The sequence below is a fragment of the Micromonospora sp. CP22 genome (assembly GCF_009712475.1).
Classification (GTDB): domain Bacteria; phylum Actinomycetota; class Actinomycetes; order Mycobacteriales; family Micromonosporaceae; genus Micromonospora.
Genome location: NZ_VCJO01000015.1, coordinates 1 through 18,917, shown reverse-complemented (window position 1 = coordinate 18,917; position 18,917 = coordinate 1). Strand labels below are relative to the sequence as shown.

Below are 18,917 nucleotides of genomic sequence, written 5' to 3'. Positions count from 1 at the left end.
CGCCGGTGCGGGCGTCCCGGAGCCTGCCGGGGAGGGAGATCGGATAGCGTCGTGCCATGCCCGACAGCGGTTACCCCTGGCCGATCTCGATGACCCGACTGGACAACGGCCTACGTGTGGTGGTCAGCGAGGATCGCACCGCCCCGGCGGTCGCGGTGAACCTCTGGTACGACGTCGGTTCCCGGCACGAGCCGGCCGGACAGACCGGCTTCGCCCATCTCTTTGAGCACCTGATGTTCGAGGGCTCGACGCACGTCGCGAAGACCGAGCACATGAAGCTGGTCCAAGGTGCGGGCGGCTCGCTGAACGCCACCACCAACCCGGACCGCACCAACTACTTCGAGACGGTCCCGGCCGAGCACCTTGAGCTGGCGCTCTGGCTGGAGGCCGACCGGATGGGTGGGCTGGTGCCGGCACTGACCCAGGAGACGCTGGACAACCAGCGGGACGTGGTCAAGAACGAGCGGCGACAGCGCTACGAGAACGTGCCCTACGGCGACGCCTGGTTGCGGCTGCTGCCGCTGCTCTATCCACCCGGTCACCCCTACCATCACGCCACCATCGGGTCGATGGCCGATCTGAACGCCGCTGACCTGGCCACCTTCCAGGCGTTCCACCAGACCTACTACGCGCCGAACAACGCCGTACTCACGGTGGTCGGCGACACCACGGTGGACGAGGTGGTCACGCTGGCCGAGAAGTACTTCGGCGGCATCCCGCCCCGGCCGGAGATCCCGCCGGCACCCGACGGTCGCGTCGTGCCGGCCACCGGTGTGCCCGTCGAGGAGACGGTGGTCGCCGACGTTCCGGCACCCCGGGTGTACGTCGCGCACCGCACCCACCCGTTCGGCAGTCCCGGGTACGACGTGGTGACGGTGCTGGCCACCGTGCTCGGCAGCGGTCGGGGCAGTCGGCTCTACCAGCGGCTCGCCGACGGCGAGCGGCTCGCCCAGCCCGACCTGGTCGGGGCGTACGGGGTGGACCTGGCGCACGCCCCCGCACCGCTGATCGCCACCGCCACCGCCCGGCCGGGCGTGAGCGCCGAGCAGTTGGCGGCCGGGCTGGCCGAGGTGGTCGACGAACTGGCGACCGTGCCGGTCACCACCGCCGAGCTGGACCGCGCGAAGGCGCTGCTGACCACCGCGTGGTGGCGACAGATGTCCACCGTGGACGGCCGGGCGGACGCGTTGAGTCGCTACGCCACGCAGTTCGGTGACCCGGCCACCGTCGCCGAGCGGCTACCTGGCTGGCTCGCGGTGACCGCCGAGCAGATCGCCGAGGTGGCGACGGAGACGCTCGCCGCCGCCGACCGGGTGACGCTGACCTACCTCCCCGAGGAGGCCCGGTGAGGAGAGCGGCGAGCCCCGCAGTCGCGAACGAAAGGATTGCCCGGTGAGCGCGAGGAGTGAGCGGCGCGGCCTGGTGGGTCGTCGCGGCCCGGTAGTCGCGAGCCCCGCAGTCGCGAACGAAAGGATTGCCCAGTGACGTTGATCGCTGACCGTCCCGCTCCGGGCATCGCCCGCCCGTACCGCTTCCCCCAGGTGGTCCGCCGGTCCGTCGCCGGTGGTCAGGTCGTCGCCGCGCACCTGCCCCGGCAGAACCTCGCCGTGGCGATGCTGCTGCTCGACGCGGGCGCTGGCCGGGAGCCGGTGGGCCGGGAAGGGCTCGGCGGGGTGCTGGCCAAGGCGCTGGAGGAGGGCACCGCACAGCGCGACGCGACCGCGTACGCGCTGGCCATCGAGGCGCTCGGCACCGAGCTGGTGACCGGGCTGGACTGGGACACCTTCCAGGCGAGCGTTCAGGTGCCGGTGGGTCGGCTGGGCGCGGCGGTGGAGCTGCTCGCCGAGGCGGTGCGTACCCCGAGGTTGGACCCGGACGACGTGCGGCGGGTACGCGACGACGAGGTCACCGCGCTGCGGATAAACTGGGCCAACCCGGGACCACGCGCCGACGCGGCGCTACGCGCCGACCTGTTCGGTGCCGGCAACCGGTGGGGCCGGCCGATGTACGGCGACCCCGACTCGGTGGCCGGTCTGGACGTGGAGGACGTCACCGTCTTCCACTCGGAGTGGTTCATCCGCCCGGGCACCCTCGTCGTCGCCGGTGACCTGGACCGGCTCGACCTGGACGCCCTCGCCGCGACGGCGTTCGCCGGTACCGGCGGTGGGCCGGTGGACCGGGGTGCGCCGATCGAGGTGCCGGTGCGTACCGGGCGGCGGATCATCCTCGTCGACCGGCCCGGTTCGGTGCAGTCCACGCTGCGGCTCGGTCATCCCGGGCCGCACCGGGCGCATCCGGACCACGTGCCGATCGCGCTCGCCGGCACGGTGCTCGGCGGGGCGTTCACCTCGCGGCTGAACCACCTCATCCGGGAGGTTCGCGGCTACACGTACGGCATCCGGGGGGATTTCGCCTCGTCCCGTCGGTTCGGCCGGTTCGCGGTCAGCTCCGGTGTGCAGACCGCCGTCACCGCTCCGGCGCTGGTCGAGGCGGTCGGTGAGATCGCGCGTACCCAGTCGGGTGGGGTGACCGAGGACGAGCTGGCGGTGGCCCGGTCCTGGCGGGCGGGCCAGCTCTCGGTCGAGTTGCAGAGCCCCCGGGCGATCGCCGGAGCGCTGAGCACGCTGGTGGTGCACGACCTGCCGGACGACTACCACGCCCGGCTGCGGGAGGAACTGCTCGCCGCGCAGGTGGACCAGGTCTCGGCGGCGGCTGCGACGCACCTGCACCCGGAGTCGCTGACCCTGGTGGTGGAGGGCGACGCCGCAGTGATCAGGGACGAACTGGTGGCGACCGGTCTGGGTGAGCTGATCGATCATCCGGCGGCGGGCTGACCGGCCGGAGGCCGGCCCCCGGGGTCAACCCGGTGGGTCGGCCCCGACTGTGACGTCGGTCGCGGTCGACCGGGGGCCGGGCTGAGATGCTGCGGCCGGCCCCGGTGGTGTGGCGGTGTTCTTCCGGCGGAACCGGCCGGCGAAGGGCTACTGTCCCGCAGCGGTCCGCCTCGCCCTTCCCTGGCTGGTCCCAGCGGTGGGAAAGCATTCCCGGCCGGGGTGTCAGGCTGGGTAGCCTCGCGGGCATGAGGATCGGCATTGTGGGAGCCACCGGCCAGGTCGGTGGCGTGATGCGGCAGGTGCTGGCGGAGCGCAACTTCCCGGCGGAGCAGGTGCGGTTGTTCGCCTCCGCCCGTTCGGCGGGGCGTACGCTGCCGTGGCGCGGCGAGGAGATCACGGTCGAGGACGCGGCCACCGCGGACTACTCGGGGCTGGACATCGTGCTCTTCTCGGCCGGTAAGGGCTCGGCGAAGGAGCTGGCGCCACGGGTGGCCGCCGCGGGTGCGGTCGTCATCGACAACTCCTCGGCGTTCCGGATGGACCCGCAGGTGCCGCTGGTCGTCGCCGAGGTCAACCCGCATGCCGCCGCCGTACGGCCCAAGGGCATCATCGCCAACCCGAACTGCACCACGATGGCCGCGATGCCGGTGCTGCGCCCGCTGCACGCCGAGGCGGGACTGGTCGCCCTGGTCGTCGCCACCTACCAGGCGGTCTCCGGTGCCGGTCTGGCCGGCGTCGCCGAACTGGACGAGCAGGTCCGCAAGGTGGCCGAGAACGCCACCGGGCTCACCTTCGACGGTGCCGCGGTGGAGTTCCCCGCTCCCCGCTCCTTCGCCCAGCCGATCGCCTTCAACGTGCTCCCGCTGGCCGGCTCGATCGTCGACGACGGGTCGGCGGAGACCGACGAGGAGCAGAAGCTCCGGAACGAGACCCGCAAGATCCTGGAGATTCCCGATCTGAAGGTCTCCGGCACCTGTGTGCGGGTGCCGGTCTTCACCGGTCACTCGCTCCAGATCAACGCCCGGTTCGCCCGGCCGATCAGCGCGCAACGGGCGTACGAGCTGCTCGTCGACGCGCCCGGGGTGGCGCTCTCCGACGTGCCGACCCCGTTGCAGGCCGCCGGTCAGGATCCGACCTTCGTCGGCCGGATCCGCGCCGACGAGACCGCCGAGCACGGCTTGGCGCTGTTCTGCTCCAACGACAACCTGCGCAAGGGAGCCGCGCTCAACGCCGTGCAGCTCGCCGAGCTGGTCGCCGCCGAAGGCTGACGCCCGATCCGGAGGATGCCGTGACCGAGGAACAGGTCGAACGTGCCCTGGACGATCTGATCGCCAGCCGGTCGCTGGGGGTGCTGGCGACCATCCGGCGCGACGGTCGGCCGCAACTGTCCAACGTGGTCTACGCGTACGACCGGGTGGCCGGGCTAATCAGGGTGTCGGTCACCGACGGCCGGGCGAAGACGGCCAACCTGCGTCGTGACCCGCGGGCCAGCTTCCACGTCTCCAGCGAGGACGGCTGGGCGTACGCGGTGGCCGAGGTGCGGGCCGAGCTGACCCCGGTCGCGGCGGATCCGGGCGACGACACGGTCGCCGAACTGGTCGACCTGTACCGCGCGGTGCAGGGGGAACATCCGGACTGGGACGACTTCCGTCGGGCCATGGTGGCCGAACGGCGGCTGGCGCTGCGGCTGCGCGTGGAGCGCCGGTACGGTGTGCCGCCGCGTGGCTGACTGGCCACGTTACTGGTGGCGGTGGTCGGGTAGACCCGTGGTTGCCTGACACCCAGAGGGAGGCGCCATGACAACGGTCGGAGAGTTCATGACGACCCGGTTGGTGACCATGGACGGCAACGCCACGCTTGTCGCGGCGGCTCAGGAGATGCGTGACTCGGCGATCGGTGACGTGGTGGTGACGGATGGCGACAACGTGGTCGGCATCGTCACGGACCGGGACATCACGGTCCGAGGCGTGGCGGAGAACCTGGACCCGGAGAGCACCCGGCTGAACCAGATCACCACCAAGGACGTGGTGACGGTGAGCCAGTACGACGACGCGGTCGCCGCCGCCGACCTGATGCGGACGTACGCCGTGCGCCGGCTGCCCGTGGTGGAGGACGGCCGGTTAATCGGCCTGGTGTCCATGGGTGACCTGGCGGTCGAGCGGGAGCCACAGTCGGTGCTGGCCGACATCAGCGCGGACGACCCCAACAACTGAGCGTCGCACCGACCCGAAGCCGGTTCCCGAGCGGGAGCCGGCTTCGTGCCGTTCGCGCCGGACCCGGCCGGGCCGCTCGGGCCACCGGGCGAGTTCACCCCAAGCGGGTGAGGTTGAGCAACCGGGCGGCGGGGACCCTTCCGTGACACGAGCGACCGGGAGGAGGGCCCGATGGGGGATGCGACTACGCGGTTTTTCGAGGACCTCGACCAGCGGGGATACGAGCCCGTGCTGGCCAAGGTCTCCGGAGCCCTGCGCTTCGACCTGCACGAGGGGCCGCAGACCCTGCACTGGCTGGTGCGGATCGATCGGGGCAACATCAAGGTCAGCCGGGAGGACATGGAAGCGGACACGGTGGTCGGCACCAGCCCCGCGCTCTTCGAGGAACTGGTCAGCGGCCGCGAGAACGGTCTGGCGGCGTTGCTGCGGGGGGACATGACGGTCACCGGTGACGGGCGCCTGGTGGTGCAGATGGAACGGATCTTCCCCGGTTCGGCGAACTCCCGGGGGCCACAGCGCTACCGGAAGGGGGTGCAGTGATGCCACCCAGCCACACCGTACGGATCCTCGACGGCAACAACTTCGTCGTCTGCGAGCCCACCGGGGACATCGAGGCGACACCGACCGAGCCGACCGGCCTGTTCTCCATCGACACCCGGTTCCTCTCCAAGTGGGTGCTCACGGTCAACGGCGAGCGACTCAACGCCCTCTCCTACGACGACCTCCAGTACTACGAGTCGCGTTTCTTCCTGGTGCCCGGCCTGGCCACCCACTACGTCGACGCGAAGCTGTCGATCATCCGGGAACGGGCGGTCGGTAACAGCTTCCGGGAACACATCACCATCCTCAACCACGACGAGAAGGCGGTCGATCTGGAGATCCGGATGGACGCCGGTTGCGACTTCGCCGACCTGTTCGAGGTCAAGGACGAGATCCTCAACAAGAAGGGGGAGATCTACGCCGAGGTCGAAGCGGACCGGCTGCGTCTGGGCTACCGGCGCGGCAACTTCAGGCGGGAGACCGTCATCTCGTCCTCGGAGCCGGCCCGGTACGACCGCAACGGCTTCGTGTACTCGATCCATCTGGAGCCGAACGAGCAGTGGGACACCGGCATCGACGTGCAGACCCTGGCCATCGGTCCGGGCGGCCGGGACCTCCGCCTCGGGTTGCGGGTGCACGGCAGCGAGCGGCTCACCCTGCAACAGGACCTCGAAGAGTGGATCGCCAAGGCGCCGAAGGTGAACAGTGAGCACGACGAGGTGGCCGCGACGTACCGCAAGTGCATCGTCGACCTGGCGGCGTTGCGTTTCTCGCCGCTCTCCCTGGGCGGCCAGAACATCCCCGCCGCCGGTCTGCCCTGGTTCATGACCATGTTCGGTCGGGACAGCATCCTGACCTGTTTGCAGACGTTGCCGTTCACCCCGGAGTTGAGCGCGACCACACTGCGGGTCCTGGGCTCGCTCCAGGGCACCCGGTTCGACGACTTCCGGGAGGAGGATCCGGGCCGGATCCTGCACGAGATGCGCTACGGCGAGACCGCCGCGTTCGAGGAGCAGCCGCACTCGCCGTACTACGGATCGGTCGACGCGACGCCGCTGTTCGTGGTGCTGCTCGACGAGTACGAGCAGTGGAGCGGAGACGCCGCGCTGGTCAAGGAGTTGGAGCAGGAATGCCGGCGGGCCTTCAGGTGGATCGACGACTACGCCGACCTGGTCGGCAACGGTTACATCTGGTACGAGCGGCGGAACACCGAGACCGGCCTGGAGAACCAGTGCTGGAAGGACTCCTGGGACTCCATCTCCTACCGCGACGGCACGCTACCGCCGTTTCCGCGTGCCACCTGCGAGGTGCAGGGGTACGCGTACGACGCGAAGATGCGCGGCGCGCGGCTGGCCCGCGAGTTCTGGGACGACCCGGCGTACGCCGATCAACTGGAGCGGGAGGCCGCGGCCCTGAAGGAGCGGTTCAACCGGGACTGGTGGGTCGAGGACGGCGGTTACTACGCGCTCGCGCTGGACCGGGACGGTCGCCAGTGTGACGTGCTCAGCTCCAACATCGGTCACCTGCTCTGGAGCGGCATCGTCGACGAGGACCGGGCCGAGCGGATCGCCGAGCACCTGGTCGGGCCACGGCTGTTCACCGGCTGGGGGGTGCGGACCCTGGCCGAGGGCGAGGTGCGCTACAACCCCATCGGCTACCACAACGGCACCGTCTGGCCCTTCGACAGCTCGTTCTGCGCCTGGGGTCTGCGCCGGTACGGCTTCCCGGAGGAGGCCGCCATGATCGCCAGCGGCATCCTCGACGCCGCCTGGTACTTCGACGGTCGGTTGCCGGAGGCGTTCGGCGGTTACCCACGCGAGCAGACGAAGTTCCCGGTGGAGTATCCGACGGCGTGTAGTCCGCAGGCGTGGTCGACCGGGGCGCCGCTGCTGTTGCTGCGTACGATGCTCGGCCTGGAACCACACGAGGGGCATCTGGCGGTCGAGCCCCGACTGCCCATCGGCATGGGGCGGATCGAGGTGCTGGACATCCCGGGCCGGTGGGGCCGGGTGGACGCCTTCGCCCGTGGCCGGTTGGACCTGGACCAGCTCGCCGATTGAGCGGCGCGGCCGGGTTGCCCGAAGGGCGGACGACGGGCGACCCGGCCGGGGCCGTGAACGACCACTGCCCCCTACCGGCGGCGGGCGCCCCGTGGACCTGTCCCTACCAGCGCGTAACCTACTCGGGGTAAAGTTCCGGAATGCCGGAACTCGTGTACCCGCCCGTGATCGCCGCCGCCAAGACGATGTTCCGGGTCCTCGACCTGAAGCTCACCGTCGAGGGCGACCACCACGTCCCCCGCACCGGCGGGGCGGTGCTGGCCAGCAACCACGTCAGCTACCTGGACTTCATCTTCTGCGGCCTCGGCGCCCTGGAATCCCGGCGACTCGTCCGCTTCATGGCGAAAGACTCCGTCTTCCGGCACCGGGTGTCGGGGCCGCTGATGCGCGGCATGCGCCACATCCCGGTGGACCGGCGGGCCGGGGCCGACTCGTACGCCGCCGCCGTCGGGGCGCTGCGGGCGGGGGAGGTGGTGGGCCTCTTCCCCGAGGCCACCATCAGTCGCTCCTTCACCGTCAAGGAACTCAAGAGCGGGGCCACCCGAATGGCCCGCGAGGCGCAGGTGCCGGTGTTGCCGGTCGCGCTCTGGGGCACCCAACGGCTGTGGACGAAGGGGCGTCCGCGTACGCTCACCCGCCGCCACACGCCGGTCACCATCCTGGTCGGCGAGCCGATGGACCCCAGCGGGTACCCGGACCCCGCCGCGATGACCGAGGACCTGCGCACCAGGCTGACCGCGCTGGTCGACCGAGCACAGCGGGAGTACCCGGACCAGCCGGCCTCGCCGGAGGACCGGTGGTGGTTGCCCGCGCACCTCGGCGGCACCGCGCCGACTCCCCAGGAGGCCCTCGCGCTCGACGCCGAGGAGCGGCCCTCGTCGACCCGGTGACCCCCGCCGCCGCAGCTGTCTACTGCTGCCCGGACGCTGCGTCGTACGGCTGGTCCTCGGCGTGCCTGGGCCGGTAGTAGTCGTCGCGGGAGTGGAACTCCACAGGTAGGGCGCCGGGCAGCAGCACCCGCCCCGTGCGGGGCAGCGACGCGGTCCGGGCCAGGCGGGCCAGCGCGTCCCGCTCCGGTGGGGACAGGTCCACCAGTTCCGGCCGGACCAGCCGGAACGTGGCGATCGCATGGCGGAGTTGCCGGGCGAGTTCACCGATGCGGTCGTCGGGGCCGGTCAGGGCGAGCGCCGGCTGTCGGATCGTACGTAGCGCGTCGCAGATCACCAGCAAGGTCGCCGGGTTGCCGTCGACCGCCGGCAACCACTCCAACCGGGACGGCCACTGCCAGCGGATCTGCCCGCTGACCAGCCCCGGCAGCCGGGCCGGGGCACGGCGTGCGGCTCCCACCAGCGCGAGGTGGCTACCCGCGCCCACGTACGTCAGTCGGTGATCGGTGACCGTGACGGCGACCGGGGCCGGCAGCGTCCAGGTGCGGTAGGTCTCGCTGGGGCCGAGCAGGTAGCCGGCCACATCCACCCGGTGGTGGTCGAGCACGTGCTCGCCTGTCTCCGGCACCAGCCCGTGCCGCCGGTCGAGCACCGGGCCCGTGCCGTCGTCGACCGCGTCGAATCGGTGTGGTGCGATGAAGAACGGAGAGGCGTCATCGTGCATCGTCGGGACCTCCGGTGCAGACGGCAGCTATCCACGAGCCTCGCCGAAGGCGGCCTGTGCTGTCATGACGCCTGTTAGGGGGTCGGCTGATCGGTCGCCGCCCGCGACCGGTAGATGCCGATCTCCTCCGGTCGGACTAGCCCGTCCTCGATCGCGCGGGCAAGCAGTGCCGCCTTTGTGGCGGCCGGTCGACCCGCGCGCGTGTACTTGATCCTCGCCCGATCGACGTACTGCTTGACGGTGTGCTCACTGATCCGCATCCGCCGCGCCACCGACGCCTTCGACATCGACTGGAACCACAGCAGCAGCGCCTCACGCTCCTTGTCGGACAGCACCGGCCGATCGGGTCGCGGATCGCCGACCATCGCCCCGGCCAGCGCCGGCGCGACGTACGGCCGGTCGCTCGCCGCGTCCAGCACGGTAGCCACGCAGTGTTCCCGCCCCTCGTGCTTGGCGAGGAACGCCACCGCCCCGGCGTCCAGCGCGGCCAGCATGGTGTTCGGGTCGGAATGTTCGGAGTAGACCACCACCCGTCGCCCGGCGGCGCTCAGCTCGGCCAGCTTGTCCAGCACCAGCCGCCCGCGCAACCGAAGGTCGAGCAGGATCACGTCGGCCTCCGGCGCGGCCCGCAACACCTCGTCCGGGTTGTCGCCGGTGGCCAGCACGGTCAGCCGTGGCTCGGTGGCGAGCCAGGCGCGTACCCCGTCGATGACCACCGGGTGGTCGTCCACGATCGCCACCCCGACGGGCCGTCCCGGCGTCACCGGTGCCAGCGCGTCTGCGTCCATCTGATATTCCCGTCCCGTTCGTAGAGGTGCTCTACCTGCCCGTCGCCGTCCTCCGCTGGATGCCCGGTCGTGTCCGGGCCGTCCCGGTCGGGTGTGACAAGACTGACCACCACCTCGTCGGGACCGGAGACGACTGTCAACCGGGCCCAGTCCTGGGCATCCGCGAGGCTGGCGGTGAGCGGGTCGGCCAGACTCCGGCGAACCCACACCGGCAACGGTGGCGGTGAACCAATTGTGACCAGGTCGATCGAAATACCGTTCCGTTCGGCAAGATCGGCTGCGGCCCGCAGCTCGTGCAGCAACGGGTGTGGCACGTCGTCGGACTCGGCGATCAGGCGACGCAACCGGGCGGCGGCCCGTACGCAGCGCCGTTGTACCTGCGGGTCGGTCGGGTCGACCAGCCCCTGGGCCAGGTCGGTCAGCACCTCGCTGGCGGCTCGACTGACCAGTTCCAGCCGCTCACCTCGTTCGTGCTGGGCCTGTTCGGCGGCCTCCCGCTCGGCCAGCACCGCGTTGGTGGCCGCCGCTGTGGCGGCCCGCTCCCGGGACAACGCGGCCAGCGCCGCCGCACCGACGAAGACCGCCACCGGCAGCGACGACGTGCCGTAGAACGCCATCGTGGCGCGGGCCAGATCGGCGGCGTCCGTCGCCCCGTAGAGCACGACGGCGCTGAGCGCGGTGGCCGCGTGGGCGGCCAACATGGCGAGCAGGCGGTGCACCGGCTGCCCCCAGAGCACCACCAGGAAGAACCAGGCGAGGGTGCCCCACACCCAGTTCGCCGGACTGAACAGCAGGGACCGACCCACCGCGGCGAAGACCGCCACGTCGACGACCAGCAGCAGCGCGGCCAGCGGCGCCGGAGGCAGCGGGGCGTCGCGGAGCAGCCGGATCCCGGCGAACACGCCCAACCCCGCCACCAGCACCCAGGCACCGAGCACCACCTCGGGCACGGTCAGCGTCGACCCGGCCGCCAGCACCGCCGGCAGCCCGATGGCCAGGTGCCAGACCAGCGCGATGGTGACCGCGGCGATCCGGGCACCCCGGTCCGAGGTCCGGGCCACCGCGGCGGCGGCCCGGACGACGCCGCCCTCGTCGATCCCATCGGTGACCCGCAGGGTCGGCAGCGGAACCGCTCGTGTACCCGGTGACAGGAAGGTCGTACCCGGCTCAGCCGACATCCGACCACTCCAGCCGGATCCGGGTGCCTTCGCCGGGGGCGGAGTCGATGTCGGCTCGCCCGCCGATCGTCGCCATCCGGCCGCGTACCGACTCGCGCAGACCGTAGCGGTGGAGCGGCACGGTGGCCGGGTCGAAGCCGGGACCGTTGTCGGCCACCTCGACCGTGACGGTGCCGGCGAACCGGCGTAGCCGCAGTGTCGCCCGCGCGCCGGGGGCATGGTTGGCCACATTGGCCAGCGCGGCGTACGCGCTCTCCGCGATGGCCTCCGCGACGACCGCCGCCACCGTGCACGGCGGCAGGTCGGCGACGACCGGCAGGTTGGGCAGCCGGGCGAGCACCGCCCGGAGGCGCTCGTCCAGGCGGGCGCTCGCGTCGTGCGGCACCGACCGTGCCTCGGCCAGGGCGGCGAGGGTACGCAGGTCGGCGGCGCACCGCTCGCGCAGCGCCGTGGAGGATCCACCCACCGCGCCCTGCCCGACCATGGTGAGCGTCGCCAGGACGGTGTCGTGCAGGTCGCGGTTCTGTCGCCGCTCCGCCTCGCGGGCGATCCGGGCGACCGTCGCGTGCCGGGTGGCCCGTTGGGCGGTCAGGAAGGCCGCGTCCGCCCGGGCGATACGTCGGCGCATCAACGCGGTCATCATCGCCGTGCAGGCGATCTGGCCCAGCAGGGTGGTCGCGTGGGCCTTCGCCTCGGTCGGGTTGCCCGCCAGGGAGGCACCCGTCGCGTACGCCGCGACGACGAGCAGCCCGGCCGGGATCGACCAGTACGCCGGTGCGGTCGCCTGAGCGTTGATCACGGTGGTGCTGGCCAGGACCGCGATCCAACTGGCCTCACCGGGCAGGACCTCGGGTGCGACCAGGACCGGGATGGCCAGGCACGCGGTGCTGGTCAGCGCCACGTCGCCGGCCACGAGTGGCGCGCCGATGCCGTTCCGCCAGGCGCGCGACGCGTACCAGAGTGACCATCCGGTCAGGACCGCCACGGCCGGCAGGAGCAGTTCCGCACGGACCGGCGGGGTACGCACGGCGAGCGCCACCACCAGGCAGAACAGGCCGCAGGAGAGCCGCAGTAGCGCCGGCAACCGGGTGAAGATGAACGCGAACGCGCCAGCGGCCGGACGGTCCACCGCGTCGGGTGACGTGATCGGGTCGGGCAAGGCCGGCATCGGGAAAGCGTCCTTTGCGACAAACGACCCGATCCGGGTCCGCGCGGCGGAGATCGACGCCGGAGAATAACACACGGCAGTGGTTCCGATGACCCTGGGTCACCCCATTGTGGACCTTGGGCTATCCGGCCGTGACGCTCAGTCGCTGTCGGTGTCCCGTAGGCCGACGCAGTCCTGGTCCCAGAAGGTTGCCGAGTAGACGAACGTACCGGTCATCCACGGCTCGTACCCGGAAAGCCTGGCGACCTGGAAGGCGGGCGCCGGGATGCGTAGCGACGGTCGGCGGAAACCCAGCTCCTCGGCGGCGGCGAAGCCGAGACGGGCGTAGTACCGGGGGTCGCCTTCGAGGAAGACCGCCGGTACGCCACGCTCGTCGAGCAGCCGCAGGCCGTGCCGGACCAGCGTGCCGCCGACACCGCGCCGCTGCCGCTGCGGCGTGACCGCGAGCGGGCTGAGCACCTGCACCTGTACGAGCCGTCGTGGCGCGTCGAGCAGGCTGCGGGTGAACAGCACGTGCCCGATGACCTCGTCCTCGGACTCGGCGACCAGGCTCAGGGCCTCCGGATCGTCGTCGCGCAGCGCCCGCACCAGCTCCACCACCATCTCCCCGTGGTCACCGAAGGCCAGCCGGTGCAACTCGTGGACAGCGTCTCGATCGGTCGCCAGTTCGTCGCGCACGCGCATGGCGTGACCGTACGGCCCGACCGCACACTCCGGCCAGCGATATCCGACCCCGGCCCCTGACCGACGGACCATGGATCGCGCTGGACCGTGATCGCGCTGGATCGTGATCGCGCTGGACCGTGATCGCGCTGGACCGTGATCGCGCCGGACCGTGATCGCGCTGGACCGTGATCGCGCCGGACCGTGATCGCGCGCCCACGTCGCCCAGAACGGCGCCCAGCCACCCGAGCCATCCGTCAATCTTGGGCAGTTGCCGTTCCTTGCTCGCAGGAACTGTCCAAGATTGACGATGCCGACCGCAGTGCGCCCGGTCGGGTGCGCGAGGATGAGGGCATGCTGCGGTCGCCTCGCGCACTCCTGTTGGACTTCGGTGGTGTCCTGGCCGACGCCCCACGCCAACCGGCGGCACCGCCGGACCTGGTCCGTCAGCTGTTCGACGTGACCGGCGGCACGGTGCCGGTCGAGCAGATCGTCGCCGACCTGACCGAGGGCGACCGCGCCTACGCCCGATGGCGTGACGACGTCGGGCGTACCGACGATCCGATCGAGCTGCCCCACTCCCGGGTGTGGGCGGAGTTCGTGACCCGTACCTGGCCGGCACCAGCCCGCAGGGCGGTGGAGGAAGCGGCGACCCCGCTGGCGTACGCCTGGGCCTGGCGACCGGAGTGGCACGTCCGGCCCGGCATTCCGGAGGCGCTGCGGGCCGCGGCCGATGCGGGTCTGCCGATGGCGGTGGTCAGCAACGCCCTCTGCGGTGCGGCGCATCGGGACTTCCTCGCCGCAGCCGGGCTGTCCGACCTGTTCGTGGCCGAGTTCTACAGCGACGAGGCCGGGCTCCGTAAGCCGAATCCCCGGCTGGCCTGGCTGGCCGCCGACGCCGTCGGCGTATCGATCGGCGACTGCTGGTTCGTCGGGGACAGCCTGCACCGCGACGTGGCCTGCGCTCGCCGGGCCGGTGCCGGTGCCGCCATCCTGATGCGCTCGCCGCGCACCGACCGCGAACCGGCCCACCCTGACCTGCGACCGGACTCCCAGGCCGAGGACGGACACGGTCTCCTGACCCTGCTCCGGCAGTGCCTCGACCCTGACGACGAGCCACCGGTCAGGAACTGACGGCGTCGGACCCACCTCGTCGGCTGACCCCGGCACGGGGAGCCGGTGTTCGGCCCGGCCGGGATCGGCACGCGGCTGAGCTGCTAGGACATGGGCGCGCCCGGCAGGATTCGAACCTGCGGCCTTGGGATTAGAAGTTGAACCCGAACCGTGATCCCGGGTGCTTAGCAGTCCGCAGGGGTATCTATCTGTCCAGCTGGATACCCCTGCGGATGCCAGTCCATAGTGTTCGATAGCGCCGGATGCTAGGCCGTCCGGGCTCACACCGGGCTCACTGGTGGCTCCAGTGGAAGGCCCGTAATTTGGTGGGGGCGATGAGGGTGCCGAGCCGGCTCAGCTTCTGCCAACTCTGCCTTCCAATCTAAACTTAGGGCGACGGCGTAGCGGCCGTAACCGGCGCCTCCGCCCCCGGCCACCGGCAGCATGCGTGGACACGAGCGGAACCACTCTTGTGGTGGCGTCGCCGCGTCGTGTGCTCTGTCCGGGATCGTGCCTCTCATGTTTTGTCGGGGGTTGGGGGTGACGGCCAGGTCAGGTAGAGCAGGGCGGTGTCGTCGTTGTGCCGTCCGTCGTCGCCGCGTTGAATGTCGGTGAGGAGGGCGGTGAGGAAGTCGTCCGGTTCGGTGATGGTGCTTAGCGTGCGGGCGAGTTCGATGAAGCGTTGTTCTCCGAGGCGGGTGCCGTCCTGGCTGAACCCTTCGTAGACGCCGTCGGTGTAGAGAAGTAGACCCGCGCCCGGGGGCAGGGTGACGACCGATTCCTGCCAGCGGCCCCGTCCGGGGAACATGCCCAGCCCGAGGTGATGTCGGATCGGCATGGGGTGAGCGCCGTCGGGCGTGATCATCAGGGGTGGAGGGTGACCGGCGCTGACGATCACCGCCTTTGACCGGTCAGGAGCGATGCGGATCGTGCATGCGGTGGCGAACATCGCCTCGTGTGGCCGTTCGGCGACCAGCACCTGTTCCAGCAGGCGCATCCGGGATGCCTTGTCCACACCGGCCAGGGTGAGGGTGCGCCACCCGACACGTAGGCCGACGCCGATCGCGGCTTCGTCCGGGCCGTTGCCGCAGACGTCGCCGATGACTGCGTGGATCGTGCCGTCTTCATCCTGTACGAGGTCGAAGAAGTCACCGCCGAGTAGCGACTGCCCTCGCCCGGGTACGTATCTGCTGTCGACGGTCAGGGCGGGGTCGGTGATCAGCGGTGTCGGGAGCAGGCCGCGCTGCAGTCGAATGTTCTCGCTGGCCTGCATTCGGCTGTCTCGCAGCTGTCGCTCGGTGACCACAGCGCGTCGGCGCTGGATGGCGTACTCGATCGTGCGGCCGAGCAGAGCGCCGTCGATGTGGCCTTTGACGAGGTAGTCCTGTGCTCCGGCGGCGACGGCCGCTGTTCCGGTGGCGGCGTCGTCGAGACCGGTGAGCACCACCACGGCTGCGTCCGGCCACCGGTGCAGCACCCCTCGGAGGGCCTCCAGCCCTTGACGGTCGGGCAGGTGCAGGTCGAGCAGGACGCAGTTCGGCGTCGTGGATGTGGTCGAGGCCTCGGTCAGGCTGCTGGCCTGGGTGAACCGGGCGCTGATCCCGCTGTCCGCCAGCAACTCCCGGGTGAGTAGCGCGTCGCCGGGGTCGTCTTCGATGAGCAGGATCGCGGCTGTCGGCGCCCCCGGATCCGCTCCGGGGGACGGCCCGAACGGCAGGTTGGTCTCACCGATCACGGCAGATCCTCTCTCCGGCCGCATCCGCAGCACGGAAGCTCGACGCCAGCACGATGGATGATCCGCCTGTCGTGTGGTCCTCAACCATTATCACCTGCCGCTGACGAGACCGACTATGACGGCGGTGCCACTCTCAGGCACCTGCCGTTCGGTCTCGTGGCTCAGCGCTACCAGGGCACTCGACAGGGCGAGCACCGCTACCGGCCGGTGCGCCGGCTGTCGTGGTGCTCGCTCGTCGGCCTCGTGAGGTCGGCTCGTGTCGGGATTCGTCCGCGCAGTCGGCGAGCGTGCCGTCGCCGCCCTCAAGGGCTGGAAGACCCTGACCAAACTCCGCTGCTGCCCCCGACGGGCCTGTGGGCGTCAGGCGCCAACGATGTCGCGTGGTACGGGTCAACCGGCCGGGTCGTCGCGGAGGACCCTGACCCCGCGCGGGTCGAGCCGTACCCGCCCCCCGGAGACGACCCGGTCCCCGGTCAGCAGGTCGACGCCACCGGACTGGGCAGCTACCTCGACCGGTTCGGCCCCGTGATTGAGCAGGAAGAGCAGCCGGGCTCCGTCGGGCGCGACCCGGACAGCCGTCTCCAGGTCGGGCACGTCCGCGTACGGCCCGACCAGGCCGTGCCGGTCCAGCACCCGCCGGACGACCCAGGAGACCCCGGCCTGGTCCAGTCCGGCTGCGACGTACCAGCCGTCACCGGCGCCGAACGCGTTCCTGGTGACGGCCGGGGTACCAGCGTAGAAGTCGGCCTGGTAGCGACCGACGACTTCGGCGCCGGTCGGGATCACCAGTTCGAAGAGGAGCCGCGACTCCACCCGCACCCGGTCGGCGCCGGCGGTAAGGAGCACCGGGTTCACGACCTCCGGCCCGCGCGCGTCCCATTCATCGACCCGGACCCCCATCAGCGGCCCGAGCGGGCCGGGTACGTCCATCAGGAAGGCGTTGTCGTTCTCGTCCACCCGTCCGGAAAGGAACGTGGTGAGGACCGACCCGCCCCGGGACGCGACCCGCTCCAGGCGTTCCGGCAGGTCGCCCTTGAGCATGTGCAGCACCGGAGCGACGACTACATCGTAGCCGTCGAGGTCGGCGGTGACCGCCACGACGTCAATGTCGACCCCGGCGTCCCAGAGCGCGCGATGGTAGGCGAGCATCACCTGCTGGTAGCGGAGCATTCGGGAAGGGCCGTCGGAGATCTCCAACGCCCACCAGCTGTCCCAGTCGAAGAGCAACGCGACCCGGGCCGGTGTCCGGGCGCCGAGCACCGCGCCGCCGAGCCGATCCAACTCCGCCCCCAGCTCCGCCACCTCGCGGAAGACCCGGGTGTCCTGCCGGCCGGCGTGGCCGATGACCGCGCCGTGGTACTTCTCGCAGGCACCCCGAGAGGCCCGCATCTGGAAGAAGAGTACGGCGTCCGCACCGTGCGCCACCGCCTGCCAGCTCCAGAGCCGCATCAGCCCGGGACGCTTCAACGGGTTGACGTCGCGGCTGGCGGTATAGCTCGGAGTCTGCTCCATCAGCCAGAACGGCTGCCCGTCCTTGAGCCCTCGCATCAGGTCGTGGGTCAGCGCCATCCGGGCCTGCGAGGCGTCGTCTGGCGGGTAGTTGTCCCACGAGACGAAGTCGAGATCCTCAGCCCAGCGGTGGTAGTCGATCGGTCGGTACATGCCCATGAAGTTCGTCGTCACCGGCACGTCCGGGCTTGATTCGCGGATCGCCGCCTTCTCGTCACGGAAGTTGGTGAGCATCGCCTCCGACATGAACCGCAGGTAGTCCAGGGTGATGCCCTGGAACGCGGTGTGGTCCGGCCCTCGCCAGTGCTCGGTCAGCGCAGACGGCGGCTCGATCTCGTCCCAGTCGGTGAAGGTGTGCGACCAGAAGGTGGTGTACCAGGCCGCGTTGAGAGCCTCCAGAGTCGCGTACCGCGCCCGCAGCCAGTCGCGGAAGCCGGCGGCGCAGAGAGCGCAGTAGCAGGCCCCGCCGTATTCGTTGCCGACGTGCCACGCCAGAACCGACGAGTGACCGGCGTACCGGCGGGCGATCCGGCGAGCCAGCTCAGCGGAGAGCCGCCGGAACGCCGGTGAACTGGGGCAGGAGTTGTGCCGCTGCCCGTACCGGTGCCGGCGCCCCTCGAAGTCGGTCCGGGTCACCTCCGGGTACGCCTTCGCCAGCCACGGCGGATGCGCACCGGTACCGGTTGCCAGACAGATGTCGCGCCCCTCCACTCCAGCCCGCTCGATGATCCGGTCGAGGATCGAGAAGTCGTAGACGTCCTCGGCGGGCTGGGTCAGTGCCCAGTCGAAGACGCCGAGCGTGACCAGATCGATCCGAGCGGCGTCGAAGAGACGGTAGTCCTCCTTCCACAGCTCCTCCGGCCACTGCTCGGGGTTGTAGTCCCCGCCGAAGGGCACCTTCGAGGTAGCGGGCAGGCTCATGCGTGAACTCCCTACGGGCCTTGTAGATCATCGGGTGGTTGGTTCGTAGCAACGCCAGCAGGAGCACCGAACTGAGCAGCGTCTCGCAGGAGCACGCCATGACGCCGACTGCCACCACCAGCACGCCGGCGTTGCCGACCGGGTCCGGCCGGCGAGCCGGGAACATCCCGCGCCCCGATCGTCCACGCCGTGTGCTGCTCGGGTGCGCGTAGCGGGCATGCCTCGCCGGCGTGTTCGACAATGGGCGCCTGCTGCACTCCCACCACAGCAGCCACCCGCGGTCGCTTGGCGTTCAGCCTGGTGCGCGCACATCATCTGCTCGCGATCTTCGTCTCCGGCCGCGATATCCACGCCAGGTGAGGTGCCGGCGCACCCACGTCTACGAGCAGATCCAGGCCGTGAAACGCAAGCGGGCGCACCGTCGGCGAATGCAGCGGAAACCGAGACACCTGATGCCCGGCCGGACCTCGACCGGAGTTCGGCGTGAGCATCACCGCACAAGAGTAAGCCTCCGCCCCACGCGGGATGAGCGCGGAGCGGAGGCCAACTACCGATGTGTTCAACCTTCGGGCCGACCGGTCACC

Annotated in this window: 16 protein-coding genes and 1 pseudogene; 10 read left to right on the top strand and 7 right to left on the bottom strand. The window is 70.8% G+C overall.

The features are described 5' to 3' along the window. Positions 1–56 precede the first annotated feature (56 nt). From FF096_RS20955 to FF096_RS20920, 8 genes are all read left to right on the top strand, one after another. Positions 57–1,349: a pitrilysin family protein gene (locus FF096_RS20955; RefSeq protein ID WP_155221110.1), complete on the top strand. Its 1,293-nt coding sequence runs from the start codon at positions 57–59 to the stop codon at positions 1,347–1,349. A 132-nt stretch (positions 1,350–1,481) separates the two neighbouring features. Continuing rightward, a complete protein-coding gene (locus FF096_RS20950) occupies positions 1,482–2,834 on the top strand; it encodes a pitrilysin family protein (protein WP_309223690.1) in 1,353 nt (450 codons plus the stop codon). A 245-nt stretch (positions 2,835–3,079) separates the two neighbouring features. Then, the gene (locus tag FF096_RS20945; RefSeq protein WP_155221108.1) at positions 3,080–4,102 is read left to right on the top strand and encodes an aspartate-semialdehyde dehydrogenase; all 1,023 of its coding nucleotides are present in this window, start codon (positions 3,080–3,082) and stop codon (positions 4,100–4,102) included. Between the two features lie 20 nt (positions 4,103–4,122). Further along, on the top strand, positions 4,123–4,563 hold the full coding sequence (locus tag FF096_RS20940; protein WP_309223689.1) for a PPOX class F420-dependent oxidoreductase: 441 nt from the start codon (positions 4,123–4,125) through the stop codon (positions 4,561–4,563). A gap of 67 nt (positions 4,564–4,630) precedes the next feature. Beyond that, the gene (locus FF096_RS20935) at positions 4,631–5,047 is read left to right on the top strand and encodes a CBS domain-containing protein (protein ID WP_155221104.1); all 417 of its coding nucleotides are present in this window, start codon (positions 4,631–4,633) and stop codon (positions 5,045–5,047) included. Between the two features lie 171 nt (positions 5,048–5,218). Then, positions 5,219–5,587 (top strand): SCP2 sterol-binding domain-containing protein, encoded by a 369-nt coding sequence (locus FF096_RS20930; RefSeq protein WP_155221102.1) that lies wholly within the window; start codon positions 5,219–5,221, stop codon positions 5,585–5,587. Continuing rightward, the gene (locus tag FF096_RS20925) at positions 5,587–7,647 is read left to right on the top strand and encodes a glycogen debranching N-terminal domain-containing protein (protein WP_155221100.1); all 2,061 of its coding nucleotides are present in this window, start codon (positions 5,587–5,589) and stop codon (positions 7,645–7,647) included. The genes FF096_RS20930 and FF096_RS20925 overlap by 1 nt, the downstream gene beginning before the upstream one ends. A 140-nt stretch (positions 7,648–7,787) precedes the next feature. Next, entirely contained in the window at positions 7,788–8,537 is a 750-nt protein-coding gene (locus FF096_RS20920) for a 1-acyl-sn-glycerol-3-phosphate acyltransferase (RefSeq protein WP_155221098.1), read from the top strand. A 19-nt stretch (positions 8,538–8,556) separates the two neighbouring features. On the opposite strand, the gene FF096_RS20915 is transcribed toward FF096_RS20920, so the two are convergent. From FF096_RS20915 to FF096_RS20895, 5 genes are all read right to left on the bottom strand, one after another. After that, the gene (locus FF096_RS20915) at positions 8,557–9,258 is read right to left on the bottom strand and encodes a hypothetical protein (protein ID WP_155221096.1); all 702 of its coding nucleotides are present in this window, start codon (positions 9,256–9,258) and stop codon (positions 8,557–8,559) included. A gap of 74 nt (positions 9,259–9,332) precedes the next feature. After that, complete coding sequence (locus tag FF096_RS20910) at positions 9,333–10,046, bottom strand: response regulator transcription factor (RefSeq protein ID WP_155221094.1); 714 nt, start codon at positions 10,044–10,046, stop codon at positions 9,333–9,335. Further along, complete coding sequence (locus tag FF096_RS20905) at positions 10,019–11,224, bottom strand: hypothetical protein (RefSeq protein ID WP_155221092.1); 1,206 nt, start codon at positions 11,222–11,224, stop codon at positions 10,019–10,021. Before FF096_RS20905 ends, FF096_RS20910 begins: the two co-directional genes overlap by 28 nt. Continuing rightward, the gene (locus FF096_RS20900; RefSeq protein WP_155221090.1) at positions 11,214–12,392 is read right to left on the bottom strand and encodes a sensor histidine kinase; all 1,179 of its coding nucleotides are present in this window, start codon (positions 12,390–12,392) and stop codon (positions 11,214–11,216) included. Before FF096_RS20900 ends, FF096_RS20905 begins: the two co-directional genes overlap by 11 nt. A 138-nt stretch (positions 12,393–12,530) precedes the next feature. Further along, the gene (locus FF096_RS20895) at positions 12,531–13,076 is read right to left on the bottom strand and encodes a GNAT family N-acetyltransferase (protein ID WP_155221088.1); all 546 of its coding nucleotides are present in this window, start codon (positions 13,074–13,076) and stop codon (positions 12,531–12,533) included. 333 nt (positions 13,077–13,409) lie between these two features. On the opposite strand from FF096_RS20895, the gene FF096_RS20890 reads away from it, so the two are divergent. Beyond that, a complete protein-coding gene (locus FF096_RS20890) occupies positions 13,410–14,189 on the top strand; it encodes an HAD family hydrolase (RefSeq protein WP_155221086.1) in 780 nt (259 codons plus the stop codon). 496 nt (positions 14,190–14,685) lie between these two features. Here FF096_RS20890 and FF096_RS20885 read toward each other — a convergent pair whose 3' ends face one another. Continuing rightward, positions 14,686–15,903: a SpoIIE family protein phosphatase gene (locus tag FF096_RS20885; protein WP_196222596.1), complete on the bottom strand. Its 1,218-nt coding sequence runs from the start codon at positions 15,901–15,903 to the stop codon at positions 14,686–14,688. Between the two features lie 268 nt (positions 15,904–16,171). Between FF096_RS20885 and FF096_RS20880 the strand changes: the two are divergent. Further along, a pseudogene (locus FF096_RS20880) lies at positions 16,172–16,255 on the top strand (IS5/IS1182 family transposase); the annotation flags it as partial. Between the two features lie 38 nt (positions 16,256–16,293). Here FF096_RS20880 and FF096_RS20875 read toward each other — a convergent pair. Further along, positions 16,294–18,333 carry a beta-galactosidase gene (locus tag FF096_RS20875; protein WP_155221082.1) on the bottom strand — a complete coding sequence of 680 codons (2,040 nt, stop codon included), beginning with the start codon at positions 18,331–18,333 and terminating at the stop codon, positions 16,294–16,296. Positions 18,334–18,917: the final 584 nt, after the last annotated feature.